General features: G+C 55.5%; 21 protein-coding genes and 2 pseudogenes. 12 read left to right on the top strand and 11 right to left on the bottom strand.

Features of this window, described 5'->3' with window-relative positions:
• The 4 genes and pseudogenes from V6K60_RS08235 to V6K60_RS08220 form a co-directional block, all read left to right on the top strand.
• Positions 1 to 545: pseudogene (locus tag V6K60_RS08235) on the top strand (RNA-guided endonuclease InsQ/TnpB family protein); the annotation flags it as partial.
• Complete coding sequence (locus V6K60_RS08230) at positions 508 to 1,242, top strand: transposase (protein ID WP_332450039.1); 735 nt, start codon at positions 508 to 510, stop codon at positions 1,240 to 1,242. The pseudogene V6K60_RS08235 and the gene V6K60_RS08230, both read left to right, overlap by 38 nt.
• Before the next feature lie 141 nt (positions 1,243 to 1,383).
• On the top strand, positions 1,384 to 2,664 hold the full coding sequence (locus tag V6K60_RS08225; protein WP_332450038.1) for an AAA family ATPase: 1,281 nt from the start codon (positions 1,384 to 1,386) through the stop codon (positions 2,662 to 2,664).
• A complete protein-coding gene (locus tag V6K60_RS08220) occupies positions 2,661 to 3,341 on the top strand; it encodes a retron system putative HNH endonuclease (protein WP_332450037.1) in 681 nt (226 codons plus the stop codon). Before V6K60_RS08225 ends, V6K60_RS08220 begins: the two co-directional genes overlap by 4 nt.
• A gap of 68 nt (positions 3,342 to 3,409) precedes the next feature.
• Here V6K60_RS08220 and V6K60_RS08215 read toward each other — a convergent pair whose 3' ends face one another.
• The 3 genes from V6K60_RS08215 to V6K60_RS08205 are packed head-to-tail and all read right to left on the bottom strand — an operon-like array spanning position 3,410 to position 4,503.
• Complete coding sequence (locus V6K60_RS08215; RefSeq protein WP_332450036.1) at positions 3,410 to 3,841, bottom strand: DUF1016 N-terminal domain-containing protein; 432 nt, start codon at positions 3,839 to 3,841, stop codon at positions 3,410 to 3,412.
• Positions 3,842 to 3,892: 51 nt separating this feature from the next.
• Entirely contained in the window at positions 3,893 to 4,204 is a 312-nt protein-coding gene (locus tag V6K60_RS08210; RefSeq protein ID WP_332450035.1) for a HepT-like ribonuclease domain-containing protein, read from the bottom strand.
• A complete protein-coding gene (locus tag V6K60_RS08205) occupies positions 4,201 to 4,503 on the bottom strand; it encodes a nucleotidyltransferase family protein (protein WP_332450034.1) in 303 nt (100 codons plus the stop codon). The genes V6K60_RS08210 and V6K60_RS08205 overlap by 4 nt, the downstream gene beginning before the upstream one ends.
• 338 nt (positions 4,504 to 4,841) lie before the next feature.
• Here V6K60_RS08205 and V6K60_RS08200 point away from each other — a divergent pair, with 338 nt between their 5' ends.
• Both V6K60_RS08200 and V6K60_RS08195 read left to right on the top strand, forming a co-directional pair.
• On the top strand, positions 4,842 to 5,057 hold the full coding sequence (locus tag V6K60_RS08200; RefSeq protein ID WP_332450033.1) for a type II toxin-antitoxin system HicB family antitoxin: 216 nt from the start codon (positions 4,842 to 4,844) through the stop codon (positions 5,055 to 5,057).
• On the top strand, positions 5,058 to 5,297 hold the full coding sequence (locus V6K60_RS08195; protein WP_332450032.1) for a type II toxin-antitoxin system HicA family toxin: 240 nt from the start codon (positions 5,058 to 5,060) through the stop codon (positions 5,295 to 5,297). It begins immediately after the preceding gene.
• 103 nt (positions 5,298 to 5,400) lie between these two features.
• Here V6K60_RS08195 and V6K60_RS08190 read toward each other — a convergent pair whose 3' ends face one another.
• The gene (locus V6K60_RS08190) at positions 5,401 to 5,883 is read right to left on the bottom strand and encodes a hypothetical protein (protein WP_332450031.1); all 483 of its coding nucleotides are present in this window, start codon (positions 5,881 to 5,883) and stop codon (positions 5,401 to 5,403) included.
• 346 nt (positions 5,884 to 6,229) lie between these two features.
• Between V6K60_RS08190 and V6K60_RS08185 the strand changes: the two genes are divergently transcribed.
• Positions 6,230 to 6,442 (top strand): hypothetical protein, encoded by a 213-nt coding sequence (locus tag V6K60_RS08185; RefSeq protein WP_332450030.1) that lies wholly within the window; start codon positions 6,230 to 6,232, stop codon positions 6,440 to 6,442.
• A gap of 96 nt (positions 6,443 to 6,538) precedes the next feature.
• Here the strand turns inward: V6K60_RS08185 and V6K60_RS08180 are convergent, their stop codons facing one another.
• The 5 genes and pseudogenes from V6K60_RS08180 to V6K60_RS08160 form a co-directional block, all read right to left on the bottom strand.
• Positions 6,539 to 6,799 carry a type II toxin-antitoxin system RelE family toxin gene (locus V6K60_RS08180; RefSeq protein WP_332450029.1) on the bottom strand — a complete coding sequence of 87 codons (261 nt, stop codon included), beginning with the start codon at positions 6,797 to 6,799 and terminating at the stop codon, positions 6,539 to 6,541.
• Entirely contained in the window at positions 6,796 to 7,032 is a 237-nt protein-coding gene (locus tag V6K60_RS08175; protein ID WP_332450028.1) for a DUF7557 family protein, read from the bottom strand. The genes V6K60_RS08180 and V6K60_RS08175 overlap by 4 nt, the downstream gene beginning before the upstream one ends.
• Before the next feature lie 183 nt (positions 7,033 to 7,215).
• The gene (locus V6K60_RS08170) at positions 7,216 to 7,509 is read right to left on the bottom strand and encodes a DUF3467 domain-containing protein (RefSeq protein WP_332450027.1); all 294 of its coding nucleotides are present in this window, start codon (positions 7,507 to 7,509) and stop codon (positions 7,216 to 7,218) included.
• On the bottom strand, positions 7,506 to 7,994 hold the full coding sequence (locus V6K60_RS08165; RefSeq protein WP_332450026.1) for a winged helix-turn-helix transcriptional regulator: 489 nt from the start codon (positions 7,992 to 7,994) through the stop codon (positions 7,506 to 7,508). The genes V6K60_RS08170 and V6K60_RS08165 overlap by 4 nt, the downstream gene beginning before the upstream one ends.
• A gap of 305 nt (positions 7,995 to 8,299) precedes the next feature.
• A pseudogene (locus V6K60_RS08160) lies at positions 8,300 to 8,530 on the bottom strand (zinc ribbon domain-containing protein); the annotation flags it as partial.
• Between the two features lie 372 nt (positions 8,531 to 8,902).
• Between V6K60_RS08160 and V6K60_RS12840 the strand changes: the two are divergent.
• The 3 genes from V6K60_RS12840 to V6K60_RS08150 all read left to right on the top strand — a co-directional run bounded on the left by V6K60_RS12840 (position 8,903) and on the right by V6K60_RS08150 (position 10,676).
• Entirely contained in the window at positions 8,903 to 9,259 is a 357-nt protein-coding gene (locus tag V6K60_RS12840; protein ID WP_442919557.1) for a type II toxin-antitoxin system HicA family toxin, read from the top strand.
• Positions 9,260 to 9,721: 462 nt separating this feature from the next.
• A complete protein-coding gene (locus V6K60_RS08155; RefSeq protein ID WP_332450025.1) occupies positions 9,722 to 10,399 on the top strand; it encodes a nucleotidyltransferase domain-containing protein in 678 nt (225 codons plus the stop codon).
• The gene (locus tag V6K60_RS08150; protein ID WP_332450041.1) at positions 10,296 to 10,676 is read left to right on the top strand and encodes a HEPN domain-containing protein; all 381 of its coding nucleotides are present in this window, start codon (positions 10,296 to 10,298) and stop codon (positions 10,674 to 10,676) included. The genes V6K60_RS08155 and V6K60_RS08150 overlap by 104 nt, the downstream gene beginning before the upstream one ends.
• Here V6K60_RS08150 and tnpB read toward each other — a convergent pair.
• Both tnpB and V6K60_RS08140 read right to left on the bottom strand, forming a co-directional pair.
• On the bottom strand, positions 10,594 to 11,760 hold the full coding sequence (tnpB, locus tag V6K60_RS08145; RefSeq protein ID WP_332450024.1) for an IS200/IS605 family element RNA-guided endonuclease TnpB: 1,167 nt from the start codon (positions 11,758 to 11,760) through the stop codon (positions 10,594 to 10,596). The genes V6K60_RS08150 and tnpB overlap by 83 nt on opposite strands.
• A gap of 248 nt (positions 11,761 to 12,008) precedes the next feature.
• Positions 12,009 to 12,236 (bottom strand): hypothetical protein, encoded by a 228-nt coding sequence (locus V6K60_RS08140; RefSeq protein WP_332450023.1) that lies wholly within the window; start codon positions 12,234 to 12,236, stop codon positions 12,009 to 12,011.
• 185 nt (positions 12,237 to 12,421) lie between these two features.
• Here V6K60_RS08140 and V6K60_RS08135 point away from each other — a divergent pair, with 185 nt between their 5' ends.
• Positions 12,422 to 14,287: an SIR2 family protein gene (locus tag V6K60_RS08135; protein ID WP_332450022.1), complete on the top strand. Its 1,866-nt coding sequence runs from the start codon at positions 12,422 to 12,424 to the stop codon at positions 14,285 to 14,287.
• Positions 14,288 to 14,630: 343 nt separating this feature from the next.
• Complete coding sequence (locus V6K60_RS08130; RefSeq protein WP_332450021.1) at positions 14,631 to 16,448, top strand: sensor histidine kinase; 1,818 nt, start codon at positions 14,631 to 14,633, stop codon at positions 16,446 to 16,448.
• Positions 16,449 to 16,512: the final 64 nt, after the last annotated feature.

Here is a 16,512-nt window from a genome sequence, read left to right as displayed (position 1 = left end):
CCTCCGGGGTCGATATCCTGGTTGGTTCTTATCTTCCCTACACTCGAAAGAAAGACTTTCCGTACAAAGCGTGCAGCAACTACGTTCAGTCAAAGCCGAACGAGAACTTCAGCCTCCTGCACAACGACAATGCCCAGCAGACCCTCAAGTCTGTTGAAGAGGCGTACACGAGTTATTTCGGGTTGCTGGCGTTATACCGTAAGGGGCAGTTCGAGTTCTGTCCACGGCCTCCGCGCTATCTTCCCAGAGACGGCCGGTTCAAGCTGGCGTTCCCTCGTGCTCACCTTACGATCCGCAACGGGTCTGTGAGGCTCGGGATGTCTCTTAAGTTCCGGAAACAGCATGGCCTGACGGGAAAAGAACTGACATTCCCGATCCCGCCGTGCATCAAGCCGCACCAGATCCGGGAAGTCACGATCCTGCCGGTTCATGGGGGGAAGGCGTACAAGATCGAGTTCTGCTACAAGGTACCCACAACACCCCAGGACCTTGACCCCGATCAGTATCTTGCGATCGACCTCGGGCAACGTTGCGACGCTGGTTGACACCGCCACCGGGGCTGCCGTCATTCTCGACGGTAAGCGTATCAAATCACTGAACCGGTGGTACAACAAAGAGAACGCACGGTTGCAGAGCATCAAGGATAAGCAGGGTATTACCGGCATCACGAAGCGGCAGGCCCGGTTGCTGAAGAAGCGGGACTGCCGGATCACCGAAGCGATGAACCGCTATGCGAACCGGATCGTGGACTATGCTCTCCAGCACCGGATCGGCACCGTGATCCTGCCTCGCTGGGACGGGATCAAAGACAACATCAACCACGGCAGGCGGGGGAACCAGAACTTCGTGCAGGTACCCTACCACACGTTCCGGCAGAAACTGAAGAGCAAATGCGAGATGTACGGGATCCGGTTCGACGATACCCACTCGGAAGCATACACCTCGCAGGTTGATGCGCTCGCTCTTGATCCGATCCGGAAACCGCCCTACGGGAGATCCCGACGGGTCAAGCGGGGGCTCTACCGGAGTGCTCCAGGTACCCTGATCAACGCCGACGTGAACGGTGCGCTGAACCATTTGCGAAAAGTAGCCGGTGATTCCGTGGTTCCACGGATAATCGGTAGGGGCCGCGTCAACCGGCCCGTGCGAATAAGGACGACCTTTGAATCGTCAACCTTCGCACCCATCAAATTGCTGCCCGGTGCCTCGCAAGGGGCTACGGCAGCAAGCCCCCTGCGATAGCGGGGGGTAGTTGACAGACGCTTCGTACAGGATTATTTTCTGGCTTTGTCAGAAACAATATAGACAAGATAATAAGATATAACGAGTGATAATGACTGATATTAGATACAGAGAACAATATCCAACCCAAATTGGTGAAAAATGCGGATTGAGCAGCTTACTCTACAAAACTTTCGAGGAATTAAGAGTCTTACGCTTGATTTCTCAGAGTCGTTAAATGTACTGGGAGGAATTAACGGTGCGGGTAAGTCTTCAATTCTTGATGCTTTAGCTATTCTTCTATCCTGGTACTCTGCGCGTATACGCCGAGAAAATACTCCCGGTCGTTCACTCACTGAAATAGATATTCAAAATGAAGAGTCCTATTCCACGTTACAAGTACGGGTGAGGGTTAACGAAAAATCCATTTCATGGCGCCAGGTAAAAACTCGACCTGGGCGCCAAAAAGGAAATCAAAGTGATTACTCAGAACTAAATAGTTGCGTTAAAACAATGCAACAACGTCTCGAAGAAAGTCAAGGAAATGTTTCGGTGCCAGTTCTTGTTTACTATCCTGTCAATCGATCAGTCGTTGACATTCCTCTTCGAATAAAGACGAAGCATAATTTTGACGATCCGTTATCAGCATATGACGATGACGGTGGTTCACTAACCAGCGGTTCCAATTTTCGCGTGTTTTTTGAATGGTTTAGAGAGATAGAAGACCTTGAGAATGAAAAGAAAGCAGAATATTTTGATATGCCCGAGCAACCTAACCCCCTGACACCAATTAGGCAACTTGAAGCTGTAAGAACAGCCATTACGACATTTACCGGTTTTCAGGATCTGCGTATCAGACGCCAGCCGCTTCGAATGGAACTCAAAAAGGGGAACGAATCGCTACGAGTAGAGCAACTTTCCGATGGTGAGAAATGCCTCCTTGCAGTGGTAGGCGATTTAGCACGGCGATTAGCCATTGCGAATCCCGGAAAGGATCCTTTTTCAGGTTCTGGAATAGTGTTAATTGACGAAGTTGAATTGCATCTCCATCCTCAGTGGCAACGAATGATAATACAAAACCTTCAAAAAACATTTAGAAACTGTCAATTTATTGTTACTACCCATTCGCCCCAAATACTGAGCCATGTAGATGGGAAAAACATTTTTTTGCTCCATAAAGTCGATAATGAAGGTATTACGTGTAAGAAACCTATCGACTCATATGGAATCAGTTCCGATCGCATTCTCGAAGATTTAATGGATGTCTCAGCTCGACCCGACGATATTAAACAAGAATTGGAGAACATTTTCAGGCTAATAGATAATAATGAATTAGCACGTGCAGAGTCAGCGATAACCAGAATTCGATCACAGATCGGCGAAGATCCCGAGCTTGTTAAAGCCAATGCACTTATTCGCAGAAAAAGGTTGATCCGTAAATGAGATACATTGCTAAGCATGACGAACCAAAAAAGTTCCGAGACTGGAAGGCTTTAGCCAATGAGGATTGGAAGCCGAGTTTCGATATATTACAAAATCCTGAAAAAACAGTTCTAAAGGAATCACTTCTGGACGAACAAGGATATATTTGCTGTTACTGTGAAACCTACATAGATGTGGATACGTGCCACATTGAACACTTCTGTCCACAAAGTAGCTCACAAAGCAGGAGTCGTGCCTTAGATATTGATTACAATAATATGCATTGCTCATGTGATGGGACCGATGAGAATGAAAGTAAAAAGATAATCGGACTACACTGCGGAAAAAAGAAGGACGATGATTTTTTCAAAGGACTCATATCACCATTATCTAAGGAATGTCAAAACCGTTTTATTTACCCACCCACAGGGGAGATTGGGCCTGCAGATGACGAAGATATTGCAGCCAAAAGAACAATTGAATTACTGGCTTTAGACCTACCCAAATTGAGGAGTTTACGCAAAGCTGCAATAGATGCGTTTTTAGATCCTCAAATTGACGATGATGAATTTATAGCATTTCTTCACCTATCGCTCCAACGTAATACTGAGAGAAAATTCACACCGTTCATATCAACTATTGAATATACTTTTAGAGAATTTGTACACTCCCCAGCATCACACCCCCCTAGGGAGTAGGTCAACCTGTCAATGCCCAGATTCCCGGAATGCATAACGAGTTAAATAGTCTGTTGCATCATCACTCCTTAAACCGTCGAATAAGGACGCAGGATTACTCCCGCGCCCCCATCTAAGGGATCTTTTACCGCGAGGAGTTCGACGAAATGGGACCAACTCAACTGTCTCGACAGTGTCGAGACAATCTCCTCTGATGGAAACAGGGTGGAAAACCCGATCATCCTCCAGAGATTTTTGTTGCTGTACCCTGATCCGTACTCTGCTACCAATTCTCGCGACAATGTCGAGACTATCTTTCTCCCGTAGGTAGCGCGCTGTTCCCCGAGGATATCCCTATGGATTCGGCCGCCGATGTGCCAATACAGCAGGACCAGTTCTACCTTCACCGCGGTCGCAGCGCGGCTCTTTGCCATGCGGATCAGGTCGCGAACATCGGTAAGAAGCGAGGAGATGTCCGGTTCCTGAGAGCCGGTGTCTTCTGGGTTGACCGGTCGTAGCATCGTGTTTTCAACCCGCGCATCGTGCTGCCCATACTTTCGTGTCACGCGTGCTCAACCTCCATAGCGCCTCTCGCTTTCGACGCCATCGTCTTCGACCACGTTCCAGACCGCATCCCGGTCGATCCCGAAGTAGTGATGGATAAGGATATTCCTCATCCCGACGATATCCGACCAGGGGATCTCCGGATGTGCGGCCCTGAACTCCGGAGAGATCCCTCGCCCCGATGATCTGGAGGTGGTGGATGACCCGAGACGCTGCGCCATTTCGTCATCGTAAAAGTGATCACGACCACTGGCAGCGACTCGTTCGATCCGCTCGATGGCTTCGAGAATATCCAGAACCCGCTCGCGATCATCTCTCATAGCGGCCGCGCTTCCTGTAAAACCCTTGAGCGGATCCGCTCCCGGAGTCCCGCTTCGGTCACGACGTCGACCGGACGGTCGAGCAGGAGAGAAAGGTCCATCGCAAGACCCCCTACATCGAGAAGGCTCCGGCCGGGATCCAGGTCGACCAGGATATCGAGATCACTGTCTTCCCGGGCTTCCTTCCGCGCCACCGACCCGAAAACCCGGACGTTTTTTGCCCCCCTCCGGTACGCGAGGGCGAGGATCTCGTCCCGTCTCTGGATGAGAAGGGTAGAGATGTCGGTTCCCGGATTCATCTGTAGCAGATACATTGCCATCGGCTCTATAAAGGTTATCCCGGAGGCACGGCCGTCTACCGCCCGATAGACAGCAGAAGACCGGGAACGGCTATACTCCTTGATTGTCTCCCCGCCGGGAGACGCTGCTCCGGTGTCCCGCCGGATCAGGAGGTGTTCGTCCTCGATCGTGAGAATGACCCGGTACTCGCCCACCCGGAGCCCGGACGGGGATATCCGGGCATGACATCAAAGGATAGAAGAGCATTTACCTTCGGTTTGCGTATACACAGGAGTATGGAAGACCGGGACGAACTGCCTGTGTTCCGGTTGCACGTCACTACAGGAGGGATGAGACCATGAAGACCTTGAAGATCATCGTTGAGAAGCATCCGGACGGCTATGTTGCCTACCCCCTGGGTTTGAAAGGGGTTGTCATCGCAGAGGGGGACACCTATGAAGAGGCGCTTGCTGAGGTGAAGTCCGCCATCCAGTTCCACATCGAAACCTTCGGGGACAATGCATTCGAGAACAACGATATTACAGAGACCTTCGTTGCCGAGGTCGCCATCTAGATGATGAAGTTCCCGCACGACGCCCCGCAGAGGAAGGTGCTCAAAACTCTGGAAGTGCTTGGATTTCAGGTTGTCAGGACGGGCAATCACATCGCGCTCGTTCGCGACAACCCGGACGGCACAACGACGCCGCTCACGATGCCGAACCACCCCAACCTCAAAGGTCCGACCCTGCGAGCCATCTGCACGCAGGCAGGAATTCCACGGGCGGAGTTCCTCCGGGTGTACGAGCAACTATGACAGGGGACTCTCCTGTCATCACCCGGTGCTCCTCGCGATTGCACCTTCACGCCCGGTCTGTATCGGGCTCCAATAGAAGTCCAGATCCCCGCATTGCACGTATTCAGGGGCATGGAGACCTCAACCGGGATCGGCTTGCCTGACTTCCCGGCCGCCTATACACTCCCGTCACGAGTATCGGAGGTGTCATGGAAGACCGGCAGGGGTACCCGTCATCTTCTTCCTTGATGGCCTTGATCGCATCCCGCCGGAACGCTCCCCGTTCCTCTTCCGTCCCGAGCACGGCGTTGCGGAGATCCTGCCGGTTCCGGTTGACAAAAGAACGGACCATGCTCTGCTCCTGCCCGCTCGCCAGCGTTCGCACCCACCGATCGGTGAGCCTATCGATGGTCCGGTCGAGCGTCAGGGGGTCGGGATGGCCGGGGACATTCCGGTCCATGTGCTCCAGGTACCACAGGATCGTCCTCCTGAACCGGCCCGGCACCCCGGTAGACTCGCGGTAAACCCGTTCACTGGTATGCCGCCGGAACCCCTCCTGCTGCATGTAACGGTGCGTGTGGCGGTGCTGTCCGTCCCACTCGACCACGATAAGGATGTTTGCGTCGAGGAAATGATGGTCGGAGATCAGCCGGATAAGTAGCCCTCGATCAGCGAAGAGAGTACCCTCGTTGTGCGTTCATCAGGCTCCCTTGACGGCAGGCAGAGGGCGGATTCATGGAACGGTAATCCTCATGGTCCCCTGGAGATGCATCATCAGAGTACCCGGCTTGCCGTCGAGGAGGCACCGCTCTTCCGGCCCCTCAAAACCCGAGGAGATGTCAAAAAGTATATGTCCTGAGCGATGATACGGTGATATAACCTGAGAACCCGGGCTCGTCGTGAGATCGGTAGGTACAACGCAGGGATCGATGCTTGCTGCAGGGGTTATTTCCATGGTGCGACAGACGGTAGATTTCGAGGAGAGGTACGGGATCAGCATCGACAGGCTGAAGTCCATCGAGGAGGTGGATGCCTGCGTCGAGAAGAAGGCCGGGGTGAGACTGAGGGTGGTAGCGGCCTCGAGCGGCATGACGGATAGGGCCGGGAATGTTCTCAGCATAAAGAGTTACGACATCGATGGGCTCCTCGATAAGGCCCTCAGATAACATTTTTACAATTCTTATCCCGGAGGCACGGCCTTTCACCGCGCCGTTCCATAGGCAGCAGAAGACCGGGAACGGCTATGGTTCCTGATCGCCTCTCTACCGGTAGATGCTGCTCCGGTGCCCTGCTTCCAGTACAAGAATCAGAAGGTGTTCGTCCTCGATCGTGAGAATGACCCGGTACTCGCCCGCCCGGAGCCGGTAGACTGGCGTCCCGGAGAACCCGGCCAGTTTCCGGACGTGCTGGTGGGGGTTCTCCCGGAGCCCGGCGACGGCCCGGATGATCCGGCGGGCCGCCTCGGCGGGAAGGCTTCGGAGGTCTCGCCGGGCCCGGGCGGTGTAGGTGACCGTGTAGGTCATTCCTCCACACCGAACTCCTTCCGGATCTCATCCTCAGAGTAGAGCCGGCCCGATCGGATATCCTCCAGGGCCTCCTCGATACCCCGGATGGCCTCCTCCGAGAGAGGCTCGCCATCGACGGCCATATCGATAAGGCGGGCGATAACATCGTTGTACGACTCCTTTGGATGCCGTTTTAGGCCCTCCAGGCGGCTTTTGTTCTCCGGCGTGATCCAGACGGTAGTGGCGGACATGTTAACCCCTATAGGTCTTTATAGGATATGAATGTTGCAACATGTCGGGCACACCTGCTGCTGCTGAGCATACCCCGGGCACCAATCCCCTCCAAATGCGGCCCTGAATCCCGGAGAGATTTCCCGTACCGCCTCCTGATGATCTGGAGGTGATGTATCACCCAAACCTGCGCCATTTCGATTTTAGTCGGATCTCTCCTCCTCAAGACTGTTCAATGCTTCACTAAGGGTTTTTGCCAAACACTTCGCGACGTTATGAGTGAGATATATCCTGGTTGTATTCACCTTCATCTTCCCCTCTTTTCTTACCCCGGGGAGTTCTAAAAAATCGATAAAAAGGTCGTTTTCTGTAAACTGAACGAAGTGATCGCCTGAATATCTCACCGTCGTGACATCTAGTTCTAGATCTTCCTGTTTGAACTGGTACAATGCCGCCATATCAAGCGGGATTACCGTTTCTTCTCCCCTGGAACTCATATCCGTACACCCCTCTGGACATAACCGTACTTCATGCCCGGTTCAGGCTTTTCGTACCTGATGGCTGACGCTCTATCTTTACTGCTATACTCTACGAATTCGCGCTTGACGCTCACTCGCTCCCTCCGATACACCCGCGGATGAGGAAGAATGCTGACAAACAACGCGTTCATGAGCGACCTGCTCAAATTTGTCGGGCAATAGTACGACCTCTCTTTATCGCCGAGCTCTTCCACTCTCCGTGCCTCGCGCTCGACAAGCCCCGCAGCGGTTAACTGCTTGAGATAGCGATCGATCTCACCCGAAGATCGGGTGCCGAATGCGGATTTTATCTCTCCGAACCTCATCTCCTCATTCTTGAGTAAGACAATGAGTATCGCCCAGATTTTGTCGTTATTTAGAGGCTTTATCGCATTTCGGATCTCGAACGGAACCTCAGATAGATACTCCTCGACCTTTTGCGGATCCATGCCCTGTGCTTTCATCAGACTCACCTCACCCTCTCTCTAAACCGGCTCACAAATCAGTCATAGATCTGGGACCTATAAGTAGATATTGATGCTCCTTCAACCGATGGAGGTCAAAAATTTGAGACCATAATGATATCAATCATTTGAAGGTAAAAAGGTTATGTGGACTTTTTCAGTCGCTTATCGCCGATAAAGAATTACGCTCATGCGAGGAAAGCGTTGGTCCCGATTGGTATCTTTGGATCCTTTAGAAGAACGAATAAACCGTATCTCGATGAATTGAAAGATTTTCTGCTGGAGAACGGGTATTTAGCAGTGAACTACCCCCCTGAAGGGCGGGGCTTCCCGGCTATCATAGACAATACTTGCACCACAGAGATGTGATGGAGAGGCATCGTCTCCACAGCACGGGAAATCGAAGATTTCCCTGACTGGGAAATGCTCTGCATTTCCACAGGCTCGAAGGGCTGTTCCATCCCCACGCGGTGAATATTCACCGCAGCATTGTAATCTCGATCGGCAACAAACCCGCAGTATGGGCATTCGTGAACTCTTACCTTCGGGCATCAATGGAGCGGAGCTCTTGGTAATCTCTTGATCGAGATAAAGACAACTGTGGATATCGCAAAACAAGAAGCATGATCGCCCGGTGTTCCCGGAATTGAGGAGGTGTTCGAGGGAACACCCTTCATGCCGACGACGGCTCATCGGGTCCCCTGAATAGTTACCTAAAATATATGTTCTCATACTACATATACGATTACTATTCGGGGGAAAAGCCGTGCAAGTTTTCTTTAACGTTGAATTTGATGGGGAATGGTGGTGCGCGAGCGCCCGTACACCGGGGAACTTGATCTGTACCCAAGGCGAAAACATAGGGGATCTCATCAACAATATCATCGACGCAACATTGCTTCACTATAATGATCTTCTTCAAATGGGAGAACATATCACGATCGTCACTATTTACCAATCAACGTCTTCCAGTCCTGCTCCACAAGCAACCGTCAATTTCGAATACAAGGTCGATCTTGTTGCCGCGACGTCCGGTTATTAGTGGGGCGGATGCCATCAAAGCATTCAGTAAGATTGGGTTCCATCCCATTTCACAAACTGGCAGTCATGTCCACTTGTACAAAGAATCCACTAAACATGGCCCATTGACCATTACCGTACCCCTTCATCAGACGCTCGCTGTAGGGACACTCAACGTCATTGTTTCCGAGATCGCGCGATACGAAGAGATCCCCAAACAGCAAATATTCCATCTCCTCCGTTGATCTTTTTTGAGACCCGGTATCCGACCATTCGTCCGGGAACGGTTATTTTCCGTCGGTTGGGGTGGTTCTTCAATGTTTTGCGAGGTTTTCGTAGATTTGGTGGAGCCATTTATTGCGGTTAGGAGCGAAATAAGGGCTCAAATATCCAAACCGATATCAAGAAGATGAAAAACAGTGTTATCATCACCAGATAGGCAGGAGACCCCCTGCGCAAGCGGGGGGAGGAATCGGTCCTTCGCATGTAAACTGCGGAGCGAACAGGTCAATCCCGGCTCATGAGCCGGCACGCGACACTCGTGCGGTCCCCTGCTTAAGGTACCCGCGGGTGAGGCGGACGGGGCACTAACCGGAACTTCCCAGCCTGAGGAGGCGGAGAGAAGGACATCCAGAAGCAGCCCGATCTCATCTCTTACCATACTATCAGCCCGACGGACAGAACCTTTTTCACCCATTGGTCCAAATATGTTCCACGTGGACCAAAATGTATCCATCGAGATCGTTGCTCTCCTGCTCAGAGGCGACTCGCACCCTCGCAAACTCGCAAAAGATCTGGGCGTCTCGCACACCACCGTGCTACGGAAACTTAAGGGTCTCTTAGACGGGAATGTCGTCGACTTCAGGACAGAGGGAAAAAACAGGGTTTTTTTTCTGAAGAAAACCATTGAAGCGCGGGTGCAGGTCTATGTCGTGGAATGGTACGCGCTCACAAACCTGATCGAAGAGGCCCCCCATCTGCGATTCATCATCAGGGTGATTCAGGAGAGAGGAGATATCCCACTTGCCGTAATCTTCGGCAGTTATGCGAAGGGGACCGCAAACCGGAGGAGCGATATCGATCTCTATATAGAGACAGACAATAGAATGGTAAAACAGGAACTGGAACGGTACCATTCAAACCTCAGCGTGAAGGTCGGACCCTGGGACCCGGAAAATCTGCTGATCCAGGAGATTGTAAAGAACCACGTCATCCTGAAGGGAGTCGAGCGATTCTATGAGAAGACAAAGTTTTTTGAACAAACTCTTCCGGGAAGGAAAGATCCAGATCGTTACCCCCAGCGCTCAGGTCCAGGAAGCATACCGGAAGAAGTCGGAGAGTTATCTCGTCTCGGCAAAGATCCTGCTCGAAAACGAGCGGCTTGAAGAGACCGTCTCGATGGCATACTATAGCATGTATTACATGGTACTGGCCCTCCTCTTTGCGACCGGTATAAAATGTGAGAACCATTCCGGTGCAACGATCCTCCTTGAGAGTCTGTACGGTATCGACAACAGCCGTATCGCCGCCGCCAAAAGAGACCGCATCGATAAGCAATACTACGTGAACTACCCCCCGCTTACGCAGGGGGCTTCCCGGCTATCATCCCCCTCCCTATTGGGAGCGGGTCCACAGGCTCTTCGGCGCGTTCCGCGCCTGTAAGTGCGATTTGTTTGATATTGATTGCTGCGTTCAGGTCGCGGTCGTGGTGCGTCCCGCATTCGGGGCAGGTCCACTCCCGATCCTTCAGCGTCAGATCGGTCTTCCGGTAGCCGCAGACCGAACAGGTCTTCGAGGACGGCTCGAACATCCCGATCTCCAGCAGGGGTTTCCCGGCTTCTTGGCACTTGTACGCCAGCATCGAGACAAAAGAACCCCACCCGGCGTCGCTGATTGCTCCCGCAAGTGTGTGGTTCTTCACCATGCCATCCACGTTCAGAGACTCCACAGCCAGTGCTTGGTTTTCGCGAACCAGTCGAGAAGAGAGCTGGTGCTGGAAGTCCCGCCGTTGATCGGCAATCGTCTGGTGACACCGGGCAACCTTGAGACGGGCCTTGTTCCGGTTCTTTGACCCTTTCTGCTTGCGGTCGAGCCGGCGCTGGAGCACGGCTAACCGTGTTTGCGAGATCTTGAGGTGCTTTGGGTTTTCCACCTTCTCCCCGGTCGAGAGGACAGCATAGTGCGTGAGTCCCAGGTCGATCCCGACGGTTTGATCCGGGACCGGGTCGGCGGGTTTCGGGGGCTTCCTGCCATCCTCGACCACGATGCTGATCAAGTATCGGCCAGTTGATTTCCGGATCACCGTTGCGGACTTCGTCGTCCCGAGGAAGGCCCGGTGGAAGACCGTTTTGATCGACCCGATCTTCGGGAGTTTTACTGTCCCTTGCTCGAAGTCCACGGTATACGACTGCGGCACCGTGAACGACTGTTCGGGGCTATGCTTCTTCTTGAAGGTCGGTTCCTCGGCACGACCCTCGAAGAAGTTGGTGAACGCACGAGAAAGGTGGTAGATCGACTGCTGTAGCGACTGGGCGTTGACCTCTTTCAGCCAGGGCAACTCCTCTTTGAGAGCGGGGAGATCCTTCATGAGGTCGTACTTCGAGAGACTGAGGCCATCGTCGTGATACGCCCGATTCTTGCGGTCGAGCGCCCAGTTGTACACGAACCGGCAGCACCCAAGGTGCTTGGCGATCAGGACTTCCTGATCCTTCGTCGGATACAAACGGTGCTGGTACCTCCGTAGCATACGATAGAATCATGTTAGCCGCCCCTCCGTCATAAAGGATAGCCACGCATCGCGAAAGTGAAGAAGGGGCGCCGCGTTCACCTCCCCCCTTGCGGAGGGAGCCCTCTCGCTCTGCCCCTTCAACCCCGCAGAGGTAGACTTCGCGATCACGGCAGAAGAGGTCCGTGAATCCATCAAAGAGGCCGAGAGGTTCTATGCAGACCTGTACGATTTCATGGAACGGTTGCACCATGGTGAGATCTCACGCCTCAGAGAAGAAGCGGTGCAGCTTCTGGATGATACATCGCCACCGGCTCTATAAACCTTATTCCGGAGGCACGGCCTCTCACCGCGCCGTTCCATAGGCAGCAGAAGACCGGGACGGGTATGGTTCCGGATCGTCTCCCCGCCTCCAGTACAAGAATCAGGAGGCGTTCGTCCTCGATCGTGAGAATAACCCCGAGCCGGTAGACGGGAGTTCCGGAGAACCCGGACATGCTGGTGGGGGTCCTCCCGGAGCCCGGCGACGGCCCGGATGATCCGGCGGGAAGGTTTCGGAGGTCTCGCCGGGCCCGGGCGGTGTAGGTGACCGTGTAGGTCGGTCCCCCACATCGAACCCGGAGTAGAGCCGGCCGGCCGATCACCTTATCCCGGCCGCCGGAGAAGATACCAGAAGGATACCGTGATCCCTGACGACATCATCCCGGTCGCGTTCGCCGTCGCCTCGTCGCCGAAGCGCTATGCCCTCCTCCTTGGCTCGGGCGTATCGGGAGGAAACCTTCCCACCGGCAAGAAGATCACAAAAGACCTGATCCGGAGGATTGCCGATCTCTCGGGAGAGCAGATCGATGGAGATCCCCTGGAGTGGTACCGGAACCGGTATCGTGAAGAACCCACGTTCCCCGGACTCTTCGAGACGCTCAGGGCCCGTGACGGGGACGAAGAGGCGATCCTCGACGACTACTTCACCATCCCGGACCCGGAAGGGAGACGGGTCGCCCCCGGGCCGACGCCGGCCCACCGGACGATTGCAGCGATGGTGAAGGAAGGTCTCATCGGCCTCATCGTCACCACGAACTTCGACGACCTCATGGAACGCGCGCTCCTGGATCAGGGGATCCAGCCGGTGGTGATCACGGAGTTGAGCGACCCGGAGATGATGTCCGTCTTCCCGGACCGGTGCCGGATCGTCAAGGTGAACGGCGACTACCCCAGCACCGATCTGAAGATGACGCCCGAAGACCTGAAGGACTACAGCCCCAAGATCAAAGACTACCTGGACCGGATCTTCTCGGAATACGGCCTGATCATCTGCGGATGGTCGGCACAGGACGATACGGGGCTCGTGAAGATCCTCGCCGGCGACGGCGCACAGAGGGTCCGGAGGTACTCGACCATCTGGTGCCGGCGAAAGGACTCGACCCCCATCCCCGAAGAGGTCGTCAGGGAACTCCGCCCCTCCGAGATCGAGATCGCCACCGCGGACGAGTTCTTCGAGGAACTCTCCTCCCGGATCGAGGTCCTGCGCCGCTACGACCACAGGGAACCGATGAGCGTCTCGACCGCGGTGCAGAAGGTCAAACGCACCCTGCGAGAGCCGAAACCCGAACTCATGCTCCCCGATCTCATCCGCGACGAGACCGACCGCGTCATCGGGTTCATCCGGGACAGGCTGCGATACCAGGCGACCGGCGTCGACGGCAGGGCGTATTACCTCGCGACGCTCCGGGATCTTGAAAATATCACGGCGCCGCTCGCGGCGATGGCCGCCACGGTGGCATACCATGATGACACCTTCACGGACCTCATATCCGACATGCTCGTGCGGCTGATCAACATCCCTCCCATCGAGATCCGGGTCTCCGGGATCCAGAATATTCACAAGACGGACCAGGATTACATCGAGGGCCTGTCCCGGTTACGGCGCTACCCGGCCCTCCTGGTCCTCTACGCGTCCGGCATCGCCGCCGTTCGCACCGGGCACTTTGATACGCTCGAAGCAATCGTCCGAAGACCGAAGGAGTACCGGTACGGTGGACTGAGAAAAGCCGTGCCCTACCACGACTCGGTGAACCTCCAGGAGATCGCCGGCTTTGGCGCCGACTGGATAACCGGGACCGACGAGCGTCCCGGGGAGGAGACGGACTACTTCTCCCGGGTCATCTACACCATGATGCAGGGCCTGTTCCCGAACCGCTACGCCTTCAACGAGTCCCTGGACACCTTTGAGTATATCACCGGGCTCGCATATCTCGTGGAACTCGGCGATATCGCACCGGGAGCGTTTCGCTCCTCTGCGGTCCCCGGACCCTTACGGTCCCGCAACTGGCACCGTCACCCGTACCTCCCGGGCATATCGGCCCCCGCTCACATCCTATCCCTTCCTCCGCACCTCATCGCCTATCTCGGGGACCTCAAGCAGCGGGCGGCAGGGTCGAACTTCTTCGGAGGGGACCTCTCGGTCTTTGAGAAGGCGCACCGGAACTACGCAAAGGGGTTCGGGATCGACTGCCCCGGAACAGGCATCGATCTCCCGGACGACGCCTGATCGGGCCGCCGGAGCGCCGCTTATCCCCGGACCGGAGGCCGGTACGGGCGACTCTGATTGCCCGGCTCTCGCAGTGCAGGCATGGGTCGGCGGGATCTTCCTCCCGGACATAAAGGCAGGAGGGTTCCTGCTCCATCCCACAAGTTAAAGAGGATCTATATTACTATTCTATAGAGTATAGTGATGGGGAACGCTCGGAACCAGGGGATATATTGTCTAAAGATAGTCATATCCGGCTCAGTTCGTCTCCCGGGGGACAACGGGCGAGCGAGTAAACCTCGTCTGTCGCATCGAAAGAATAACGATCTCGTTCATCGCAAAGAACAACCGTCGTCTGGCAGGCATGGAGCGGAACAGCGAAAAATCCAGTACCCGATGGTCATTCATCGCCTTTACGGTGCTTCTCGCCGCCCTCGCAGCGACCAGCCTCTACAACTACCTCCTCTTTCACATAATCACCGAACTCGTCGCGGTAGGGATAGCGATAGCGGTCTTCACCGTCGCCTGGAACGCCCGAACGATGCAGGAAAACAGTTATCTGCTCGTCGCCGGCACCGGATTGCTCTTCGTGGCCGTGATCGGCCTTGTCCACACCCTTGCCTACGACGGGATGGGGATCTTCGTCGGCTATGACGCAAACCTCCCGACCCAGCTCTGGATCGCCTCCCGCTACCTCCTTGCCGGGACGTTCCTCGCTGCGCCGCTCCTCGTCCGGAAGAACCCCGCCCCCCTTCGGGTCTTTGCCGGGTTTGCAGGAATCGCCGGGGCCCTCCTCCTCTCGATCTTCGTCGTCCCGGTCTTTCCCGACTGCTACATCGAAGGCAGCGGGCTCACGCCGTTCAAGATCGCGAGCGAGTACGTCATCGCGGCCCTCCTCGCCCTCGGGCTCGTCGCCGTCTACCGGCTGCGCGACGCCTTCTCGCCCCGGGTGGTTCACCACCTGATTGCGGCCCTCATCGTGCTGATGGCATCGGAACTCGCTTTTACCCTCTATATCAGCGTCTACGGGATCCAGAACATGATCGGCCACCTCCTGATGGTACTCGCGTACGGGCTCATCTACATAGCCTTCGTCGAGACCGGGATCCGGCAGCCCTACGCGGTGATCTTTACCGGCTTAACGTCGAGCGAAGAGCGTCTGCGGCGGGAAAAAGAACGGCTCGGGCAGTACCTGGATATCGCCGGCGCTTTCTTCGTCGTTCTCGACCGGGACGGACGGGTCGCCCTCATCAACCGCCGGGCAGCCAAGGTCCTCGGCTGCCCGGCAGACGAGGCCGTGGGCGAGCCCTGGGCCGAGCGGTTCGTCCCGCCGGCGGAACGGGACCGGTGCCGTGGGATCTTTCTCGGGCTGATGCAGGGCGAGACCGGAGAGAACGAGTATGCGAAGACATCGGTCCTCACCGCGGACGGCGGCGAGCGAATCATCGCGTGGCACAACACCGTGATCCAGGACGATGACGGCGCCGTCTGCGGGACGCTCAGTTCCGGTGAGGATATCACCGAGCGGCAGCATGCCGAGGAGGCGCTTGGCCGGGCGAACGCGAAGTTGCATCTCCTCTCCGGGATCACCCGCCACGACGTCCTCAACCAGCTCACCGTCGCCCGCGCCTATATCGACTTCGCCGCGGAGGACATCGAGGATTCTGCCGTCCGGGACTACCTGGGGCGTGCCCGTTCTGCCGTGGAAGAGATCCAACGGCAGATCGAGTTCACGCGAGACTACCAGGACATGGGGGTGAAGGAACCGGTCTGGCAGCGGCCGGCGGATCTCATCCGGGAGAGCGTTGCGGAGCTCGGCCTCCTGGCGGCGGTCCGGGTTGACCTCGGGGATCTTGAGATCTACGCGGACCCGATGGTGAAGAAGGTCTTCTCTAACCTCATCGACAACGCCGTCCGCCACGGGGGGCACGTGACGGAGATCCGGTTCTCGTGCGTACGATCCGGGCCGGACCTCCTGATCCTCTGCGAGGACGACGGCATCGGGATTCCCGAGGGCGAGAAGGAGGCGATCTTCCGGGAGACGTATAAGCGGCGGTACGGGCACGGGTTGTTTCTGGTCTCGGGGATCCTCGGGATCACCGGGATGACGATCCGGGAGACGGGGGTCCCCGGCGAGGGGGCGCGGTTTGAGGTGAGGGTGCCGAACGGGGGGTGGCGATGAGGGGGAGTAGAGGACGGGCAGATTAGTGCCACACCAAGGGCGTAACCGGCACGGGAAGGGGAGA

The sequence above is a fragment of the Methanoculleus sp. genome (genome assembly GCF_036677455.1).
GTDB lineage: Archaea > Halobacteriota > Methanomicrobia > Methanomicrobiales > Methanoculleaceae > Methanoculleus.
The sequence above is the reverse complement of the archived record's forward strand: the minus strand, read 5'-3'. Positions and strand labels throughout refer to the sequence as shown.

Coding starts and splice junctions, on each gene's coding strand:
- V6K60_RS08185 (WP_332450030.1), top strand. CDS start 6,230: ATGGTGCGACAGACGGTAGATTTCGAGGAGAGGTACGGGATCAGCATC.
- V6K60_RS08215 (WP_332450036.1), bottom strand. CDS start 3,841: ATGCTACGACCGGTCAACCCAGAAGACACCGGCTCTCAGGAACCGGAC.
- V6K60_RS08170 (WP_332450027.1), bottom strand. CDS start 7,509: ATGAGTTCCAGGGGAGAAGAAACGGTAATCCCGCTTGATATGGCGGCA.
- V6K60_RS08195 (WP_332450032.1), top strand. CDS start 5,058: ATGATGAAGTTCCCGCACGACGCCCCGCAGAGGAAGGTGCTCAAAACT.
- V6K60_RS08180 (WP_332450029.1), bottom strand. CDS start 6,799: ATGACCTACACGGTCACCTACACCGCCCGGGCCCGGCGAGACCTCCGA.
- V6K60_RS08165 (WP_332450026.1), bottom strand. CDS start 7,994: ATGAAAGCACAGGGCATGGATCCGCAAAAGGTCGAGGAGTATCTATCT.
- V6K60_RS08155 (WP_332450025.1), top strand. CDS start 9,722: ATGTTCCACGTGGACCAAAATGTATCCATCGAGATCGTTGCTCTCCTG.
- V6K60_RS08205 (WP_332450034.1), bottom strand. CDS start 4,503: ATGAATCCGGGAACCGACATCTCTACCCTTCTCATCCAGAGACGGGAC.
- tnpB (WP_332450024.1), bottom strand. CDS start 11,760: ATGCTACGGAGGTACCAGCACCGTTTGTATCCGACGAAGGATCAGGAA.
- V6K60_RS08175 (WP_332450028.1), bottom strand. CDS start 7,032: ATGTCCGCCACTACCGTCTGGATCACGCCGGAGAACAAAAGCCGCCTG.
- V6K60_RS08140 (WP_332450023.1), bottom strand. CDS start 12,236: ATGTCCGGGTTCTCCGGAACTCCCGTCTACCGGCTCGGGGTTATTCTC.
- V6K60_RS08210 (WP_332450035.1), bottom strand. CDS start 4,204: ATGAGAGATGATCGCGAGCGGGTTCTGGATATTCTCGAAGCCATCGAG.
- V6K60_RS08200 (WP_332450033.1), top strand. CDS start 4,842: ATGAAGACCTTGAAGATCATCGTTGAGAAGCATCCGGACGGCTATGTT.
- V6K60_RS12840 (WP_442919557.1), top strand. CDS start 8,903: ATGATCTTCTTCAAATGGGAGAACATATCACGATCGTCACTATTTACC.
- V6K60_RS08130 (WP_332450021.1), top strand. CDS start 14,631: ATGGAGCGGAACAGCGAAAAATCCAGTACCCGATGGTCATTCATCGCC.
- V6K60_RS08220 (WP_332450037.1), top strand. CDS start 2,661: ATGAGATACATTGCTAAGCATGACGAACCAAAAAAGTTCCGAGACTGG.
- V6K60_RS08225 (WP_332450038.1), top strand. CDS start 1,384: ATGCGGATTGAGCAGCTTACTCTACAAAACTTTCGAGGAATTAAGAGT.